This window comes from Pseudomonas sp. PIC25 (assembly GCF_002286785.1).
Lineage (GTDB): Bacteria > Pseudomonadota > Gammaproteobacteria > Pseudomonadales > Pseudomonadaceae > Pseudomonas_M.
On sequence record NZ_MUJY01000118.1, the window covers coordinates 33757 to 51824 of the forward strand.

16 protein-coding genes are annotated in these 18068 nt (G+C 64.5%); 10 read left to right on the forward strand and 6 right to left on the reverse strand.

Annotation, left to right across the window (positions count from 1 at the left end; translation table 11 throughout):
* The first annotated feature begins 65 nt into the window (after window positions 1-65).
* Window positions 66-1022, forward strand: coding sequence for an OmpA family protein (locus BZL41_RS14165; protein WP_256578157.1), 957 nt, complete (start codon window positions 66-68; stop codon window positions 1020-1022).
* A 1-nt stretch (window position 1023) separates the two neighbouring features.
* Here the strand turns inward: BZL41_RS14165 and BZL41_RS14170 are convergent, their stop codons facing one another.
* Window positions 1024-2577 carry a phospholipase D family protein gene (locus BZL41_RS14170; RefSeq protein ID WP_371916528.1) on the reverse strand — a complete coding sequence of 518 codons (1554 nt, stop codon included), beginning with the start codon at window positions 2575-2577 and terminating at the stop codon, window positions 1024-1026.
* Window positions 2578-2633: 56 nt separating this feature from the next.
* The gene (locus BZL41_RS14175; RefSeq protein WP_095599930.1) at window positions 2634-4082 is read right to left on the reverse strand and encodes a PLP-dependent aminotransferase family protein; all 1449 of its coding nucleotides are present in this window, start codon (window positions 4080-4082) and stop codon (window positions 2634-2636) included.
* A 153-nt stretch (window positions 4083-4235) separates the two neighbouring features.
* Between BZL41_RS14175 and BZL41_RS14180 the strand changes: the two genes are divergently transcribed.
* Window positions 4236-4469 carry a DUF1127 domain-containing protein gene (locus tag BZL41_RS14180; RefSeq protein WP_095599887.1) on the forward strand — a complete coding sequence of 78 codons (234 nt, stop codon included), beginning with the start codon at window positions 4236-4238 and terminating at the stop codon, window positions 4467-4469.
* On the opposite strand, the gene BZL41_RS14185 is transcribed toward BZL41_RS14180, so the two are convergent.
* Window positions 4466-5779: an FAD-binding oxidoreductase gene (locus BZL41_RS14185; RefSeq protein WP_095599888.1), complete on the reverse strand. Its 1314-nt coding sequence runs from the start codon at window positions 5777-5779 to the stop codon at window positions 4466-4468. The two genes, BZL41_RS14180 and BZL41_RS14185, sit on opposite strands and share 4 nt — an antisense overlap.
* Window positions 5780-5889: 110 nt before the next feature.
* Window positions 5890-6378 (reverse strand): winged helix-turn-helix transcriptional regulator, encoded by a 489-nt coding sequence (locus BZL41_RS14190; protein WP_084333367.1) that lies wholly within the window; start codon window positions 6376-6378, stop codon window positions 5890-5892.
* Window positions 6379-6533: 155 nt separating this feature from the next.
* On the opposite strand from BZL41_RS14190, the gene dadA reads away from it, so the two are divergent.
* From dadA to BZL41_RS14225, 7 genes are all read left to right on the forward strand, one after another.
* A complete protein-coding gene (gene dadA, locus BZL41_RS14195; protein ID WP_095599889.1) occupies window positions 6534-7832 on the forward strand; it encodes a D-amino acid dehydrogenase in 1299 nt (432 codons plus the stop codon).
* Entirely contained in the window at window positions 7807-8160 is a 354-nt protein-coding gene (locus BZL41_RS14200) for a RidA family protein (protein WP_095599890.1), read from the forward strand. Before dadA ends, BZL41_RS14200 begins: the two co-directional genes overlap by 26 nt.
* A gap of 53 nt (window positions 8161-8213) precedes the next feature.
* Window positions 8214-9302: an alanine racemase gene (gene alr, locus BZL41_RS14205; RefSeq protein ID WP_095599891.1), complete on the forward strand. Its 1089-nt coding sequence runs from the start codon at window positions 8214-8216 to the stop codon at window positions 9300-9302.
* A gap of 103 nt (window positions 9303-9405) precedes the next feature.
* Complete coding sequence (locus tag BZL41_RS14210) at window positions 9406-9954, forward strand: cupin domain-containing protein (RefSeq protein ID WP_095599892.1); 549 nt, start codon at window positions 9406-9408, stop codon at window positions 9952-9954.
* A 142-nt stretch (window positions 9955-10096) separates the two neighbouring features.
* Window positions 10097-10519, forward strand: coding sequence for a cytochrome c5 family protein (locus tag BZL41_RS14215; protein WP_095599893.1), 423 nt, complete (start codon window positions 10097-10099; stop codon window positions 10517-10519).
* A 128-nt stretch (window positions 10520-10647) separates the two neighbouring features.
* Window positions 10648-12780 (forward strand): acetyl-CoA hydrolase/transferase C-terminal domain-containing protein, encoded by a 2133-nt coding sequence (locus BZL41_RS14220; protein WP_095599894.1) that lies wholly within the window; start codon window positions 10648-10650, stop codon window positions 12778-12780.
* A gap of 10 nt (window positions 12781-12790) precedes the next feature.
* Window positions 12791-13300, forward strand: coding sequence for a cupin domain-containing protein (locus tag BZL41_RS14225; protein ID WP_095599895.1), 510 nt, complete (start codon window positions 12791-12793; stop codon window positions 13298-13300).
* Between the two features lie 15 nt (window positions 13301-13315).
* Here the strand turns inward: BZL41_RS14225 and BZL41_RS14230 are convergent, their stop codons facing one another.
* Complete coding sequence (locus BZL41_RS14230) at window positions 13316-13888, reverse strand: xanthine phosphoribosyltransferase (protein WP_084333354.1); 573 nt, start codon at window positions 13886-13888, stop codon at window positions 13316-13318.
* Between the two features lie 159 nt (window positions 13889-14047).
* The gene (rep, locus tag BZL41_RS14235) at window positions 14048-16057 is read right to left on the reverse strand and encodes a DNA helicase Rep (RefSeq protein WP_095599896.1); all 2010 of its coding nucleotides are present in this window, start codon (window positions 16055-16057) and stop codon (window positions 14048-14050) included.
* Window positions 16058-16223: 166 nt separating this feature from the next.
* Between rep and BZL41_RS14240 the strand changes: the two genes are divergently transcribed.
* The gene (locus BZL41_RS14240) at window positions 16224-17885 is read left to right on the forward strand and encodes a putative bifunctional diguanylate cyclase/phosphodiesterase (RefSeq protein ID WP_371916529.1); all 1662 of its coding nucleotides are present in this window, start codon (window positions 16224-16226) and stop codon (window positions 17883-17885) included.
* Window positions 17886-18068: the final 183 nt, after the last annotated feature.

Here is an 18068-nt window from a genome sequence, read left to right on the forward strand (position 1 = left end):
GCGCCCCATCAGTCTAGGTTTGTTGGGCGCGGCCGAATCCCGGCCGGATCGCCGAGGGACAAGGCATGTACAAGGGCATGGCTATGTTGGGCATGGGGATCGCCGGCGTTACAACGGCGTTGGCGGCCGATCTTCCGGGGAGCACCGATCATCCGCTCATTCCGCGTTACCAGGATGCGGAGATTATCAAGTACGAAACTCAGGCCTACGCCGACCGGCGTTTTTTCAACGCCCCGGCCAAGGCGTATGGCGGCCTGGAGAAGAATCTCGCATCGACCGTTGCCTTGGAGGGCAAGCTCACTCGCCTGGTCTACCGCGTCCCGGCGGAACGCACGCCGCTGGAAGTGCTGCGCAACTACCAACAGGCATTGCAGGACGCCGGCTTCGAAGAGCTGTTCGCCTGCGAGAGGGAGGCTTGCGGTGGACGCAACTTCAATCATGCCGTCACCACCGACAACGACCTGCGCGAATACCAGCAGGACCAGCGCTACCTACTCTCGCGCCTGTCGCGTCCGGAGGGGGATGTGTATGCCGCGCTCTACGTGGTGCTGAACAAGAGTGGCGGTGGGGAGAACCGAGGGCGCAGCATGATCCAGTTGGACGTGCTGGAACAGAAACCCATGGAGCAACGCATGGTGGTAGTCGATGCACCCGCCATGCAGCGTGATCTCGATAGCAAGGGCCGGGTCGCCCTGTATGGCATCTTCTTCGACTTCGACAAGGACAGCATGCGCGCCGACTCCAAGCCGCAACTCGATGAAATCGCCGCGTTGCTGAAGGCCAGTCCGATGCGCGTGCTGGTGGTCGGGCACAGCGATGCCAAGGGTGCGCTGGATTACAACCGCGAGCTGTCGCAGCGGCGTGCCCAGTCCATCGTCGAAGCGTTGGTACGGGACTACGGTATCGCCCGCGAGCGGCTCAGCGCGGTGGGTGTCGGCATGGCCGCCCCGGTGGCGAGCAACCGGACCGAAGAGGGGCGGGCGCAGAACCGGAGGGTGGAGTTGGTCGACCGCGGCGAATGAATCAAAGCATCTTTTCCAGGCCGATAGCCTGGGACAGCCAGGCATTGAAGCGCCGCCAGAGGCCGCCGGGCTCCTTGTCCAGGGTATGCCGGCGGCCGTTGTCCTCGGCGATCCAGATCAGCCGCGAGCGACCGTCACGTTTTTCCAGGCGCACTTCGTAGCTAATGGCCGGCGACATACCTTCCAGTGTCAGCGCTCGCACTTCCTCGGCCAGGGGCCGGCTGTCCACCACGATGCCCACCTCGGTGTTCCAAAGCACCGAGCGCGGGTCTAGGTTGAGTGAGCCGATGAAAACCTTCTGCCGGTCGAAGACCATCGCCTTGCTGTGCAGGCTGGAGTTCGACGAGCCGCTGCTGCCCAGTGAGATCCCGCTCGTCTGGTCCGGTTGCCGGCGCAGTTCGAACAGCTTCACGCCATGTTCCAGCAACGGTTTGCGATAGGGAGCGTAGCCACCGTGCACGGCGGGAACATCGGTGGCTTCCAGCGAGTTGGTCAGCAGGCTGACGGCAACACCATGGTCGGCGCGGTTGGTCAGGTAGCCGAGGCCGGTGTCGGCGGGCACCAGATAGGCGGAAACCAGCAGCAGCTCCTTGCTGACCTTTGCCAGCTCAGGCCCGAGCTGATGGGTGAGGAGGAGCTGCGGGTCCGGCTCGCCACGCGCCAGCACCTTGCTGGGAGCGTCCCAGAGCGCCTGGCTGTGGGCCCAGGTCAGTTCGTTCAGCCAGTCGCGCAGGCGCGGGTTCTGCTGGTAGGCCATCAGGCGGCGGTAGATGCGCGGGCGATCCTGGCGCGAGGCTTCGAGGTAGGCGCTCAGCTCTTGGCGCAGGTCGAGCAGATCTTCGACGGTCGGTGGGCTCCAGAGGAACTGCTGGATCGGCTTGCTTAGCGCGCTGTTCCAGTACTGGTCGAAACTATGCGCCAGTTGTTCGGCCACCGGCCCGGCGCTGAGCAGGTCGATATCGGTGAAGTTCAGGTCCGGCTTGGCGTCGAAATATTCGTCCCCGAGGTTGCGCCCGCCGACGATGGCCACGCTGCTGTCGGCCAGCCATAGCTTGTTGTGCATGCGCCGGTGCTGCCGCGACAGGTTGAGAAGGCGCCCCAGGGTGCGGGTAACGCCGGTGCTGCGACCCAGGTGCAGCGGATTGAAGACGCGCACGTGGATTTGTGGATGGGCGGCAAGCACGGCGATCTCGGCGTCGATATCCGCGCTGGTGGTGTCGTCCAGCAGCAGGCGCACGCGGACGCCGCGGTCGGCCGCCTGCAATAGCTCGTGTACCAGTGCACGGGTACTGAAACCGTCGTGGACGATGTAGTACTGCAGGTCGAGGCTGCGCCGGGCCGTGCGGATCAGCTCGGCGCGAACGCTGAAGGCCTCGGTGTTGTCGGCCAGCAGGCGAAAGCCGGACTGCCCCTGCGGATGCTCGCGGGCGAGCCGCTGCACCGTGGCGCCGAGCAGCGACTCCCGCGACGCCAGGGCTTGGGTTGGTACCGGCTGGTTCGGGCTGGCGCAGCCGGCCAGGCAGAGCAAGGCCAACAACAGTAGGCAGACGCGCACGGAACCTCCGTGGCGGATGATTGTTTCCAGGTTAGACGCCGGTTGGCTGGCAAGATTCAGCGGGCCGACGACTCCTCCGGTCCCGTCTCCTGTTCCGCGAGCAGTGCCGAGACGGTTTCGCCGACACGGCGCACGGCCTGTTCCTGCCGTGCGTCGGGCTTGGGAGCGAAGTTCATCCGCAGGCAGTTCCGGTATTTGCCCGCGGCGGAAAAGATACTGCCCGGTGCCACCTGCACCTTGTGCGGCGTCAGCAGACGGTTGAGGCGCTGGCTATCGAAGCCCTGTGGCATCTCCACCCAGAGCATGAAACCGCCCTGCGGCTGGCTGACCCGGGTGCCGGCGGGGAAGTACTGGCTGACCCAGCCGGTCATCAGTTCGCGACCACGGGCGTACTGGCTGCGCATGCGCCGCAGGTGCGGCTCGTACAGACCGCCACCGATGAACTCGGCCAGTGCCAGCTGCGGTAGCTGGGCGCTCATGCCGGTGCTCATGTATTTCATGTGCAGCACCCGCTGCAGATAGCGGCCGGGGGCGATCCAGCCAATGCGCAGGCCCGGCGCCAGGGTTTTCGAGAAGGAACTGCACAGCAGCACACGGCCGTCTTCGTCGAATGACTTGATGGTGCGCGGGCGCGGGTAACGGTAGGCCAGCTCGCCGTAGATATCGTCCTCGATGATCGCCACATCGTAGCGCTGGGCCAGCTCCAGCAGGGCGCGCTTGTTGGTCTCGGGCATGATGTAGCCGAGCGGGTTGTTGCAGCTCGGCGTCAGTTGGATGGCCTTGATCGGCCACTGCTCCAGCGCCATTTCCAGCGCCTCCAGGCTAATACCGGTGAGCGGATCGGTCGGCAGCTCGAGGGCCTTGAGGCCGAAGCCCTTGAGCGCCTGCATCACACCGTGGAAGCTCGGCGAGTCCACCGCCACGATGTCGCCGGGCTGGCAGATGGCGCGCAGCGCGGCGGATAGTGCCTCGTGACAGCCGGTGGTGATGACGATGTCTTCGGGCGGGATGCGGCAGCCGGAGTCCAGCACCAGACGCGAAATCTGTTCGCGCAGGCTGATCTCGCCTTCCACACAGCCATAGCTCAACTCTTTCAGGCTCTGGCGCCGGCTCAGGCGCGACAGGCTCCGCAGCAGGGGCTTGAGGGTCGGTGCCTCTATATCGGGGATGCCACGGCCGAGCTGCACCACGTCGCCATAGGGCGGCGTGCTGACCAGCTCCAGCACTTGGTCCCACTGCGACACTTCCACCGGGCGCTGCGCTGTACGGCTCACCATGGGCAGTGCCGGCTTCTGTCTGCTCGGAGGCACGAAGTAACCGGACTTCGGCCGCGGCTCCACCAGGCCGTCGTCTTCCAACTGGCGATAGGCCTGTTGCACGGTGCTCAGGCTGACGCCGTGCTCCTGGCTGAGGGCACGGACCGAGGGCAGGCGGTCGCCCGGCAGATAGAGCCCTTGCTGGATGCGGGAGCCGATCAGCTCCGCGAGCCTTACATACAGAGTCATTGGGAGTGTTAGCTGACCATACAGATAGAGGGCAAAATAGACCATTCAGAGCCTTTTTGCCCAGCTCTGTATGACGGAAATTTGCCTGCTGTGAATCTGTATCGTCGATGGAGTAAGCGCCATTCTGTCTACTCGGACAGAGGAGGACAGACGATGCGCGAATGGAGCGAGGTACTGGTTGTCACGCGAGAACGGGATGCGCAGGCGGGAGGCATCCGCTTCACTACGGGAAACGCCGGGGAAGGACGCTGGCAGCGCTTCTGGCGGCGCTTGACCACCCGGCACGCCCTGGCGCACCTGGATGATGCCCAATTGCGCGACATCGGCCTGACCCGGCAGGAGGCGCTGGCGGAGGTGTATAGGCCGGTCTGGCAGCTCTGGGACTAAAAGAGGTCCTTGAGCCGATACCAGAGCATCCCCAGTGCCAGCAGTGGTGAGCGCAGGCGCGGGCCGCCAGGGAAGGTCAGGTGCGGGACCCGGGCGAACAGGTCAAGGCCGCGGCTTTCCCGGCCGGCGATGGCCTCGGCGAGCAGCTTGCCGGCCAGGTGCGTGGCGTTCAGCCCGTGGCCGGAGTAGGCCTGGGCGAAGTACACGTTGGGCTGGTCCGGCAGCCGGCCGATCTGCGGCAGGCGGTTGGCACCGATACCGATCATTCCGCCCCACTGGTAGTCGATGCGCGCGTCGGCGAGCTGCGGAAATACCTTCAGCATCTTTGGTCGCATGTAGGCGGCGATGTCGGCGGGGTCGCGTCCCGAATAGTGGCAGGCGCCACCGAACAGCAGGCGGCGGTCGGCGGACAGGCGGAAATAATCCAGGGCGACCCGCTGGTCGCAGACCGCCATGTTCTGCGGCAGCAGCTCGCGCGCCAGGGCCTCGTCCAGCGGCTCGGTGGCGATGATGTAGCTGCCGGCCGGCAGCACCTTGCCGGCCAGCTCGGGCTGCAAGCCATTGATGTAGGCGTTGCAGGCGATCACCAGGGTGCGGGCACGCACCGTTCCCCGTTCGCCATGGATGCGCAGCTCGCTGCCGTAGTCGATGCGCGTGATTGGCGATTGCTCGAAAAACCGCACGCCCAGGCTCTGCGCCACGGATGCCTCGCCGAGCGCCAGGTTGAGCGGATGCAGATGCCCGGACCCCATGTCGATGAGACCGCCCAGGTAGCGATCGGAGCCAACCACGCTGTGCATCTCCTCCGCCGGAACCAGGCGAAGCTCGTGGCGGTAGCCGAGCGCCTTGAGATCGTCGTAACTGGCCTGGAAGTCCTCCACATGGCGTGGTTTGGTGGCCAGGTCGCAGTAGCCCCAGGTCAGATCGCAGGGAATGGCATGACGGGCGATACGCTCGCGGACGATCTCCACCGCTTCCAGGCCCATCATCTTGAGGGCTTTCACGCCTTCGTCGCCGATCACCGGGCGGAACTGTTCGAGATCGTGGCCGACGCCGCGGATCAATTGCCCGCCGTTGCGTCCGCTGGCGCCCCAGCCGATCCGGCGGGCTTCCAGCAACACCACCGACAGACCGCGCTCGGCCAGTTCGATGGCGGTATTCAGGCCGGTGAAGCCGCCGCCGACGATGCAGACATCGGCCTGCTCGTCCCCGGTCAGGGGAGGGAAGGCCAGTTGCCGATTAGCCGTGGCGGCGTAATAAGAAGGGGCATGCTGCTCGGTATGAACGGGCTGGCGAGCGCGGGCATCCATGTGCGAAATCCTGACGGAAGTGTTTGGAAAGTTTTACAGAGTCGTCAGGCTATAGAGTTTTAGCTGCAAGCGGAAGCCGCCCAGGCGTCGACCCGGGGCGGAGTCCCGGATCAGTCGGGAATCGGCAGGTTCAGCGATTCCTTGACCTCTTCCATCACGATATAGCTCTTCGACTCCCGCACGTGGGGCAGCTTGAGCAGTATGTCGCCGAGCAGCTTGCGGTAGGAGGCCATCTCGTTGATACGCGCCTTCACCAGGTAGTCGAAGTCGCCCGAGACCAGGTGGCACTCCAGCACATGGGGCAGCTTGAGCACGGCGCGGCGGAACTCCTCGAAGATGTCGCCGGACTTGTAGGCCAGGCTGATTTCCACGAACACCAGCAGGTTGGCCTTCAGGTGCTGCGGGTTGAGCCGCGCGGAGTAGCCCATGATGATGCCTTCGCGCTCCAGCCGGCGGACGCGCTCGGTGCACGGCGTGGTGGACAGGCCGACGCGCTCGCCCAGCTCGGTGAAGGAAATCCGTCCGTCCTGCTGCAGGATGCGCAGGATATTGCGGTCAATCTTGTCCAGCTCCCGCTTGGTCTGATGCTGGGTGCGCATGGGTAATGCCCCTCCGTCGAAAGCGTTTCCGCCAAGAATTCTCGCCAAATATAGCTATCAATATAGTGAAAAGCACTGGACATGCCTCCCTATACTGCGCCGCATTACGGTTCTATTCAGCGACGCCCGGAGAATCTCGGGTCGAGGAGGCAGCGATGCGTGTTCTGGTACTCGGCAGCGGTGTAATCGGTACTGCCAGCGCCTATTATCTGGCCCGCGCCGGTTTCGAAGTGGTGGTGGTCGATCGCCAGCCCGCTCCGGCCATGGAAACCAGCTTCGCCAACGCCGGCCAGGTGTCTCCTGGCTATGCCTCGCCTTGGGCCGCGCCGGGCATTCCGCTGAAAGCCATGAAATGGCTGCTGCAGCGCCACGCGCCGCTAGCCATCAAGGCCACCGCCAACATCGACCAGTACCTGTGGATGGCGCAGATGCTGCGCAACTGCACTGCCGCCCGCTACGCAGTGAACAAGGAGCGCATGGTGCGCCTGTCCGAGTACAGCCGCGACTGCCTCGACGAGCTGCGCGCGGAAACCGGTATCGCCTACGAAGGCCGCACCCTCGGCACCACCCAATTGTTCCGTACCCAGGCCCAGCTCGATGCCGCGGCCAAGGACATCGCCGTGCTCGAGCAGTCCGGCGTGCCTTACGAGGTGCTGGACCGCGCCGGTATCGCCCGCGTCGAGCCCGCTCTGGCCAAGGTTACCGACAAGCTGGCCGGCGCCCTGCGCCTGCCCAACGACCAGACCGGCGACTGCCAGATGTTCACCACCAAGCTGGCCGAAATGGCGGTCAAGCTGGGCGTGGAATTCCGCTTCGGCCGCAACATCGAGCGTCTCGACCATGCCGGCGACCGCATCAACGGCGTGTGGATCGACGGCAAGCTGGAGACCGCCGACCGCTACGTGCTGGCCCTCGGCAGCTACACCCCGCAACTGCTCAAGCCGCTGGGCATCAAGGCGCCGGTCTACCCGCTCAAGGGCTATTCGCTGACCGTACCGATCACCAACCCGGACATGGCACCGACCTCAACCATCCTCGATGAGACCTACAAGGTCGCCATCACCCGCTTCGACAATCGCATCCGCGTCGGCGGCATGGCCGAGATCGCCGGTTTCGACCTGAGTTTGAACCCGCGTCGCCGCGAGACCCTGGAAATGATCACCGGCGATCTCTACCCTGAAGGTGGCGATCTGACCCGGGCGGAATTCTGGACCGGCCTGCGCCCGGCGACCCCCGACGGTACCCCCATCGTCGGCGCCACGCCGATGCGCAACCTGTTCCTCAACACCGGCCACGGTACCCTCGGTTGGACCATGGCCTGTGGCTCCGGCCGCCTGCTCGCCGACCTGATGGCCTCGAAGCGCCCGCAAATCAGCGCCGAAGGCCTCGATATTTTCCGTTACAGCACTCGTAAGGAGTCCCCCGAGCATGTCAATCCGGCGCCTGCGCACTGAAGCCCGCTACAGCGAAATCGTCATCCACAACGGCACCGTCTACCTGGCGGGCCAACTGGACGAGAACCTTAGCGCCGGCATCGAAGCCCAGACCCGCGAGACCCTGGCGAGCATCGACCGCATGCTCGCCGAGGCCGGGACCGACAAGACCCGCATCCTCTCGGTGACCATCTTCCTCAAGGACATGGCCGCCGATTTCGCCGGCATGAACGCCGTGTGGGACGACTGGGTGCCGAAAGGCGCCGCGCCGGCCCGCGCCACCGTCGAGGCGAAGCTGTATTCGCCCGATGTGCTGGTGGAAATGACCGTCATCGCCGCACTGCCCTGATTCACACTGATGCCCGGGTCACCGGGCTTTTTTTTTGGATATCGAAGACTGCCATGCGTCCCGCCCGTGCCCTGATCGACCTCCAAGCCCTGCGTGCCAACTACCGGCTGGCCCGCGAAGCCTCTGGCGCCCGTGCGCTGGCGGTGATCAAGGCGGATGCCTACGGGCATGGCGCGGTGCGCTGCGCCCAGGCCCTGCTGGACGAGGCGGACGGGTTCGCCGTGGCCTGTATCGAGGAAGCGCTGGAGCTGCGCGAGGCCGGCATCCGTGCGCCCATCCTGCTGCTGGAAGGCTTTTTCGAGGCGGAAGAGCTGGAGCTGATCGTTCGCCATGATTTCTGGTGCGTTGTCCATTCGATGTGGCAGTTGGAGGCCATCGAGCGCGCCAGCCTGGGCAGGCCCCTGTGCGTCTGGCTGAAGCTGGACACCGGCATGCACCGTGTCGGCCTGGAGCCCGCCGATTACCAGGCCGCCTACCAGCGCCTGCTGGCCAGCGGCAAGGTCGGCAAGATCGTCCTGATGAGCCATTTCGCCCGTGCCGATGAACTGGACTGCCCGCGCAGCGCCGAGCAGCTGCACGTCTTCGAGCAGGCCCGCCAGGGGCTGGTGGCGGAGATCAGCCTGTGCAATTCCCCGGCGCTCCTCGGCAACCGGCTGCTGTTCCCGAAGCCGCTGAACAGCGATTGGGTGCGTCCGGGCTTGATGCTTTATGGCGCCTCGCCGTTCGAGGGCCCGCAAGCGGCGGCCGATGGCCTGCAGCCGGTGATGACGCTGGAATCGCGGATCATCGGCGTGCGCGAATTGCCGGCAGGCGAGCCGGTGGGCTACGGCGCGCGCTTCGTCAGCGAGCGGCCGACCCGCGTGGGCGTGGTTGCCATGGGCTATGCCGACGGCTATCCGCGCCACGCACCGACCGGAACGCCGGTGAGCATCGATGGCCAGCCGAGCCGGCTGATCGGTCGGGTGTCCATGGATATGCTCACTGTCGACCTGACCGGCCTGCCCCAGGCGGGCCTGGGCAGCCGGGTCGAACTCTGGGGCCGGGAAGTACTTGCCAGTGATGTTGCGGCCTGGGCCGGGACCATTCCCTATCAACTGTTCTGCAATCTGAAACGGGCGCCGCGCGTCTATTCCGAGAGGTAGTCGAGCCACTGAGCAGGATGTGCGGTCAGGCTGTTGAAAATACTGAACGCTGGCGCCATGATACGGCCACTTCGCAACCTGCTCCCCCTGGAGGACTCCCGCATTGGACGTCGGTGTTCGACTGCAATCCATTCGCAAACTCAAAGGCCTTTCCCAGCGTGAACTCGCCAAGCGGGCCGGCGTTACCAACAGCACCATTTCGATGATCGAGAAGAACAGTGTCAGTCCCTCGATCAGCTCGCTGAAAAAAGTCCTCAGCGGCATTCCCATGACACTGGTGGAGTTCTTCTCCATCGACTACGAGCAAGACACGCCCACTCAAGTCGTCTACCGGGCCGACGAACTGACCGACCTCTCCAGCGGCGCCGTGACCATGAAACTGGTCGGCAAGGCACAACCCAACCGGGCCCTGGCCTTCCTCGACGAAACCTACCCGCCGGATGCCGATACCGGCGAAGAGATGTATGCCCACGAAGGGGAAGAAGCCGGCATCCTGGTGGAAGGCCGCCTGGAACTGACCGTCGGCAGCGAGGTGTACATCCTCGAGGCGGGCGACAGCTACTACTTCGAGAGCCATCAGCCCCACCGTTTCCGCAATCCGTTCGACAAACCGGCACGCCTGATCAGTGCCACCACACCGGCGAATTTCTAGGGCTTCGGCCCCTGCCTGCGACGTAATGCCGCAAGGCCCTGCACGGCGCAGGGTTGTTTCGGCGAGACCGGCTTATCGTTATACTGGCGCCCGCTCGCGTAACCGTGGCCGCGGGCGTGACTAGCCACAATGAGGGTGAGACGTGAACCTGATTAACAAGATGCTGGTGGCCAAAGCCGCTCTGTTGGCCCTGTGGGCTGTTAGCGCCCAGGCTGCGACCAACGACGATATCGCCGAGCGCATCAAGCCGGTGGGCGAGGTCTGCGTGATGGGCCAGGAATGCAAGGGTGTCGAAGCCGTGGCGGCTGCCGCGGGCGGTGGCGCGCGCAGCGCCGACGACGTGATCGCCAAGCACTGCAACGCCTGCCATGGCGCCGGCGTGCTGGGTGCGCCGAAGGTCGGCGACGGTGCCGCCTGGAAGGCACGTGCCGATGCCGCCGGTGGTATCGACGGCCTGCTCAAGCATGCCATTTCCGGTATCAACGCCATGCCGCCGAAAGGTACCTGCGGCGATTGCTCGGACGACGAGCTGAAAGGCGCCATCGAGAAAATGTCCGGCCTCTGATTCCGGTCTTTTCGCCAACGAAGCCGCCTCCGGGCGGCTTCGTCGTTTCCGGGCTCCGCTGAGCAAAGCCGGAGAGGCGCGGTCAAAGCTCCCAAGCAAAGGTCAACGCCGCTGCCGAGGAGAGTCCGGTGCCACGCTGCTCGCTGGAACAGGCCGTCGAACAGGTCCTGGCGCGAATCGACGGTCCCATCCGCCTGGGGCTGCCGTTGGGCCTGGGCAAACCGAACCGTTTCGCCAATCTGCTCTATCGCCGGGTCAAGGCGGACGCTTCGCGCTCGCTGACCATCTATACCGCCCTTTCGCTGGGGCGTCCCCAGGGCGGTAGCGAGCTGGAGCAACGCTTCAGCACGCCGTTCTTCGAGCGCGTCTATGGCGACTACCCCGAACTGGATTACCTGGCCGATCTGCGGCGAGGGGAGTTGCCGCCGAACATCCGGCTCGAAGAGTTCTACCTGAGCCCGGGCAGCCTGCTTGGCAATCCGTTGGCGCAGCAGCAGTACGTCAGCCTGAACTACAGCCAGGTCGCGCGCGGGCTGGATCTCAAGGGCATCAACGTCATTGCCCAGTTGGTCGCACGTTCGCCGCACCGACCGGGGTGGTTTAGCCTGTCGTGCAACCCCGACATCACCCTGGACCTGTTGCCGCGGCTGGCCGCGCGACGTGCGGCGGGCGAGCCGGTGTTGTGCGTTGCCCAGGCACATGCGGAGCTGCCGTACATGCCCGGGGATGCGGAGCTGGCCGAAGAGGAGTTCGATCTCGTCATCGAGCCCGTCGAGTGCAGCACCCTGTTCTCGACGCCGAACATGCCGGTGAGCCTGCAGGACCATGCCATCGGCCTGCATGCCAGTACTCTGGTGCGGGACGGCGGTACCCTGCAGATCGGCATCGGCGCCATGGGCGATGCACTCACCGCGGCGCTGCTGGCGCGGCAGGGCGACAATGCGGGTTATCGCGCCCTGCTGGAGGATATGCAGGTGCCGCAACGCTGGGACCGGCTGATCGAGCGCGAGGGTGGGCTCGCGCCCTTCGCCGAAGGGCTCTACGGGTGCAGCGAGATGTTCGTTCTCGGCCTGCTGGCGCTGATCGAGGCGGGGGTGATCCGCCGGCGGGTCTATCCGGACGAAGGCCTGCAATGGCTGGCCAACCTCGGTGTGCTGGATGCCGAGGGGCGTCCCCGCAGCCTGCGGCTGCTGTTGGAGGCGGGGCTGCCGACCCACCTGGAAGAGCCGATGTTGGCCTGGTTGCAGGAGCGTGGCCTGCTGGCCAGCGAGATCGAGCGGCTTGGCGACGTGCTGCTCCTGCCGGACGGGCGCCGTGTGCCCGCCGATCTACGTGACACCGCCGCGCAGGAGGCGCTGGAGCCTTATCTGAAGGCTGCGCCGGGCGGTGTGTTGGTGCATGGCGGCTTCTTCCTCGGCCCGCAGGCATTCTACGAACGTCTCACTGAATTGAGCGATGCCCAGCGTGAACGCATCGGTATGACCGCCATCGGCTTCATCAACCGGCTGTATGGCAATGAGCGACTCAAGCGCTTGCAGCGGCGCGATGCGCGCTTCATCAATAGTGCGTTTGCCATGACCCTGCTGGGCGCGGGGATCGCCGATCAGCTGGAGGACGGCCGGGTAGTCAGCGGCGTCGGCGGCCAGTACGACTTCGTCGCCCAGGCCCACGAGCTGGAGGGTGCGCGCTCGATCCTCATGCTGCGCAGTTGGCGCGAGAGCGGCGGCGAGGTCACCTCGAACATCGTCTGGCAGTACGGGCATGCCACCATCCCGCGCCACCTGCGCGACATCGTGGTCACCGAATACGGTATCGCCGACTTGCGCGGGAAGAATGATGCCGAGGTGATCGAAGCGCTGATCCGCATCGCCGATTCGCGCTTCCAGGAAGACCTGATCGACCAGGCCCAGCGGGCCGGCAAGCTGCCCGAGGACTTCGAACTGCCCTGGGCGTACCGGCAGAACACGCCGTGGCGCCTGCTGGCCTTGCAGGCACAGCATCCCCGCCTGTTCGCCGAATACCCGCTGGGCAGCGATTTCACCGGGCACGAGCAGGACCTGTTGCGTGCCCTGCGCTGGTTGAAGAGCAAGCTCAAGCTCAGCGAAATCCTCGAACTGGGTATGGCCACGCTGTTCGACCTGCCCGATCCGCAGGCCTACGCCGGCCATCTACAGCGCATGGGCCTGGCCGAACCCGAGGGGTTGCGCGAGCAGCTCTATCAGAAGCTGGTGCTGGCCGGGCTCAAGGCTACGGCCACATGAGGAGATTCCGATGCAGAATTCCATTCCCCGTCCCGAATGCCTGCGCTTTTCCAGCGACGGACGTACACCGAATAGCGCGTTGCCGGTGCTGGTCTATCGCCAGTTGCCGTTGCAGGGCGATCTCGCCGAGGCATTCGAAACGCTATTCGCCGCTCACTTCTGGCCGCCGCGCTGGCGCAGCCCGGTCTACGACTACCATCACTACCACACCGGCGCCCATGAGGCGTTGGGCGTGGCGCGGGGGCATGCGCGGCTGATGCTGGGCGGAGAACGGGGCGCGGAAATCGAGGTGCGTGCCGGCGATGCGCTGGTGCTGCCGGCGGGCACCGGGCACTGCCAGTTGCAGGCCAGCGCGGATTTTCTGGTGGTGGGCGCGTATCCACCCGAACAGGACTGGGATATCCAGCGCCCCGATGAGCGGACCCATGACGCGGCCAGGGCGCGCATTGCCGAAACGCCGGTGCCGGTCAGCGATCCGGTGACCGGCACACAGGGGGCATTGGTGGAGCTGTGGCGCTAGGAATGTCTTCCCCGGTCAGTCGAGAAAGGTGATCTGGCCGTCCTTCAGCGAGATCACGCGGGCCAGGGATTCGATGCGAAAGCCCATTTCCTCTAGCTCGGCGCGGCCCTGCTGGAAGGATTTCTCGATCACGATACCGAGCCCGGCGATGCTCGCACCGGCCTGCTGGATGATCGAGATCAGGCCCTTGGCGGCTTTGCCGTTGGCCAGGAAGTCATCGATGATCAGTACCCGGTCATGGGCCGACAGGTGGGTGGTGGAAATGGCGATGGTACTTTCCACTTGCTTGGTGAAGGAGTACACCGAGGCGACCAGCAGGTTGTCGGTCAGGGTCAGGGACTGGTGTTTGCGGGCGAAGATCACCGGTACGCCCAGTTCCAGACCGGTCATCACCGCCGGTGCGATGCCGGAGGCCTCGATGGTGACGATCTTGGTGATGCCGTCCTCGCGAAAACGCGCGGCGAATTCGCGGCCGATGGCCTGCATCAGCAGCGGATCGATCTGATGATTGAGAAAGGCGTCCACCTTGAGCACCTGCTCGGAAAGGGCGATGCCGCGCTGGCGAATGCTCTGCTTCAGTAACTCCACGACCGTACCTCGATGCGTCGAATGGCGGGCGCCGACGTTGGGCGTCCTGTCGAAGCAGGCAATTTTTTCACCGAGCGGGTGGGAGCGCCAGTGCCCCTTGGCGGCTCCGTGCCCGGTCTCCGCGCGGGTAATCGTTCCCGTTGGAACGCGAAAATGCCGTCAGCGCTTGAGCATGGCGCGGATATCCGCCAGGGCGTTGTTGCCGCGCGCGGCCTTGACCTCCACCGGGGCGTCTTCCTGGCCTTCCCAGATCAGGTCTTCCGGCGGCAGCTCATCGAGGAAGCGGCTTGGCGTGCAGTCGATGATCTCGCCGTACTGCTTGCGCTTGGCGGCGAAGGTCAGGGTCAGGTTCTGCCGCGCGCGGGTGATGCCGACATAGGCCAGGCGGCGTTCTTCCTCGATGGTATCGGCCTCGATGCTGGAGCGGTGCGGGAGGATTTCCTCCTCGACGCCGAGGATGAACACCGAGGGGAACTCCAGGCCCTTGGAGGCGTGCAGGGTCATCATCTGCACCCCTTCGGCGCCTTCTTCCTCTTCCTGCTGGCGCTCGAGCATGTCGCGCAGGACCAGCTTGCCGATGGCTTCCTCGATGGTCATCTCGCCATCTTCGTCCTTCTCGAGGGTGTTCTTCAGCGCCTCGATGAGGAACCAGACGTTGCCCATGCGCGCTTCGGCGACCTTGTCGCTGGAAGCGTTCTGCCGCAGCCAGTTCTCGTAATCGATGTCCATCACCATGCTGCGCAGCGCGGCGATCGGATCGTTCTGTGCGCATTGCTGGCGCACGCCGTCCATCCAGCGGGTGAAGCGCGCCAGGCGTTCGGTGAAGCGGCTGTCCAAGTGTTCGCCGAGGCCGATCTCGCCCGCCGCCTGGTACATGGAAATCTTACGCTCGGTGGCGTAGTTGCCGAGCTTCTCCAGGGTTGTGGAGCCGATTTCCCGGCGCGGCACGTTGATCACGCGGAGGAAGGCGTTGTCGTCGTCCGGGTTCACCAGCAGGCGGAAATAGGACATCAGGTCCTTCACTTCCTGGCGGGCGAAGAAACTGGTGCCGCCAGAGAGCCGGTAGGGAATCTGGTGGTGCTGCAGCTTCAGCTCCATCAGCTTCGCCTGGTAATTGCCACGGTAAAGGATGGCGAAATCGCTGTACGGGCGCTGGGTGCGCAGGTGCTCGGTGAGGATTTCCATGGCTACCCGCTCGCACTCGGCCTCTTCGTTGCGGCAGCGGATCACGCGGATTTCGTCGCCATGGCCCATCTCGCTCCACAGCTGCTTCTCGAACACGTGCGGGTTGTTGGCGATCAGCACGTTGGCGCATTTGAGGATGCGGCTGGTGGAGCGGTAGTTCTGCTCCAGCATCACCACTTTGAGGGAGGGGTAGTCCTCCTTCAGTTGCATCAGGTTTTCCGGCCGCGCCCCGCGCCAGGCGTAGATCGACTGGTCGTCGTCGCCGACCACGGTGAACTGGTTGCGCATGCCGACCAGCAGCTTCACCAGAAGGTACTGGCTGGCGTTGGTGTCCTGGTATTCGTCCACCAGCAGGTAGCGAATGCGGTTCTGCCATTTCTCCAGTATGTCCGCGTGTTCCTGGAACAGCTTCACCGGCAGCAGGATGAGGTCGTCGAAGTCGACCGCGTTGTACGCCTTGAGGGTGCGCTGGTAGTGCAGGTAGACGATGGCGGCGGTCTGTTCCTTGGGGTTGCGCGCCTGGGCCAGGGCCTCGTCGGGCAGCACCAGATCGTTCTTCCAGTTACCGATGTAGTTCTTGATCTCGTCCACGCCGTCATCGCCGGCGTATTCCTTCTGCATGATGTCGGTCAGCAGCGCCTTGATGTCGCCCTCGTCGAAGATCGAGAAGCCCGGCTTGTAGCCGAGTCGGGCGTGCTCCTTGCGAATGATGTTCAGCCCGAGGTTGTGGAAAGTCGACACCGTCAGCCCCTTGCCTTCGCTACCACGCAACAGGGTGCCGACCCGCTCCTTCATTTCGCGGGCGGCCTTGTTGGTGAAGGTCATGGCAACGATGTGCTGGGCCCGGATGCCGCACTGCTGGATCAAGTAGGCGATCTTGCGGGTGATGACGCTGGTCTTGCCGGAGCCGGCGCCGGCGAGCACCAGGAGAGGGCCGCCGACATAGGTCACGGCTTCCTGTTGCCGGGGATTGAGTCGGGACATGGCGAAACGGACTGGTTGGAAGGGCGGGAGATTCTATCAGGCTTGCCCGGCGCTGCAGTGTCCCGTGTGTCGATAGGGGGCTATACAAATAAAAAATTGCAATGTATTAGATATATAGAGCTATAACTTAAAGTAATTTATTAAATCATGCAGCGGAGGGGATGTTGTGACGTGCCAGACCGATTTCTCCCGACTGCTCATCCTTTCGCGGGAGTCCCATTGGATCTCCCTGCTGGATCAGCTGTTGGCCGAGCAACCGGAGCCGGTCTGGCTGTTCGCCGCCAGTAGCTGGAGCGACGCCCAGAACCTCTATCAGGACCACCTGCCCGATCTGGTCTTCGCCACACCCGACTGCCTGCCCACTGCCAATCAATGCCCCTTGCCGCCGATCCTGTTGCTGGACAGTGCGCCGAGCCAACTGCCGGCGGACATCTGCGACTGGCTGGCGCGCGACAGCCTTAATGGCGAAGTGCTACGACGCTGCCTGCACTATAGCCGGCAATTGCTGTCTATGCAGCGTTTGTCGAAACAGGACGCGCTCACCGGCATTCCGAACCGCCAGGGCTTCCAGGCGCTGCTGCCCAAGCGCCTGCAACTGAACCGGGGGCGTGGCCTGTTGCTGGGTTATCTCGACCTGGACAACTTCAACCACGCCAATGACAGCCTGGGCCACCAAGCCGGCGACGAATTGATTCAGCAGGTCGTGGGGCGCCTGAAGCCCCTGCTGGAGCAGCAGGACATCCTGGCCCGGATCGGTGGCGACGAATTCGCCCTGCTGCTGGACGTGAGCGCCGATCCGAAACGGGTCGACAGCCTGGTGCAGAACATCCTGGAGTCGCTGGGCGAGCCGTACTGGATCCAGGGGGAAAGCCTCTCGCTGGGTTGCAGCCTGGGCTTGGCCTATTGCCGTGCCGGCGAAGATGCCGATGCGTTGCTCTGGCATGCCCACTTGGCCATGCAGCAGGCGAAGAGCCGCCAGGGTTGCACCTGGCATCTGTACGACGAGCGTATTTCCAGCGACGTGCGCAGCCTGGCGGACCTCGAAGCGGAACTCCGTCGAGCCCTGCGCCGCGATGAACTGGAGTTGCACTACCAGCCGCGCCTGCACCTGGAGAGTGGCGAGATCGTCGGCCTCGAAGCACTAGTGCGCTGGCGCCATCCGGCGCGGGGCCTGCTCTACCCACAGGATTTCATTCCTCTGGCCGAGCAGTGCGGACTGATCGTTCCCCTCGGCTATTGGGTTATTTCCCGTGCCTTGCAGGACATGCGCTGGCTGGCCGAGCAGGGCCGCGGGCTGCACATGGCGGTGAACCTGTCCTTCAGCCAGTTTCAGGACAGTCAGCTGCTGACCACCGTGCAACGCTTGATCGAGGGCTGCAAGGTGGACACCCGCTGGCTGGAGTTCGAGCTGACCGAAACCGCGGTCATGCAGCGCAGCGACTACGTGCTGGGAACCATGCATACCCTCGGTGAACTGGGCGTACGGTTCTCCCTGGATGACTTCGGCACGGGCTTCTCCTCCTTCGTCCACCTCGCCAGCCTGCCGATCGCCCTGCTCAAGCTGGACAAGAGTTTCGTGTCCGGCATGCACGTACGGCCTGAACAGTGCAGGCTGGTCAAGGCCATGATCAACCTGGCCGGCAATCTCGGCCTGGAGGTGGTGGCGGAGGGCGTCGAGTCGCCGGAAGAGCTGGAACTGCTGCGCCAGTTCGGCTGCGATCAGGCCCAGGGCTACCTGATCAGCAAACCCCTGCCGTTGCGCGAGCTTGAGCGGTTGCTGCAGCATCGGCACGGCCATCCTTCGGTGCGTGCGTCTGCCCTGCAGTGACGCCCAGCGCTCACTCCGTCACTTTTCATCCGCTCATGCATGATGCTGCTCACAGGATCGACGGCAGGTGCTGGCGATTGCCTGGATGTCTGGATAACTTGCGCCATTCACGTGATGCCGCACCGACGCGGCCGGGCCTTCTTTCGGACAGATTCCCGCGTAGGGATGCGCATGCGGTACGTC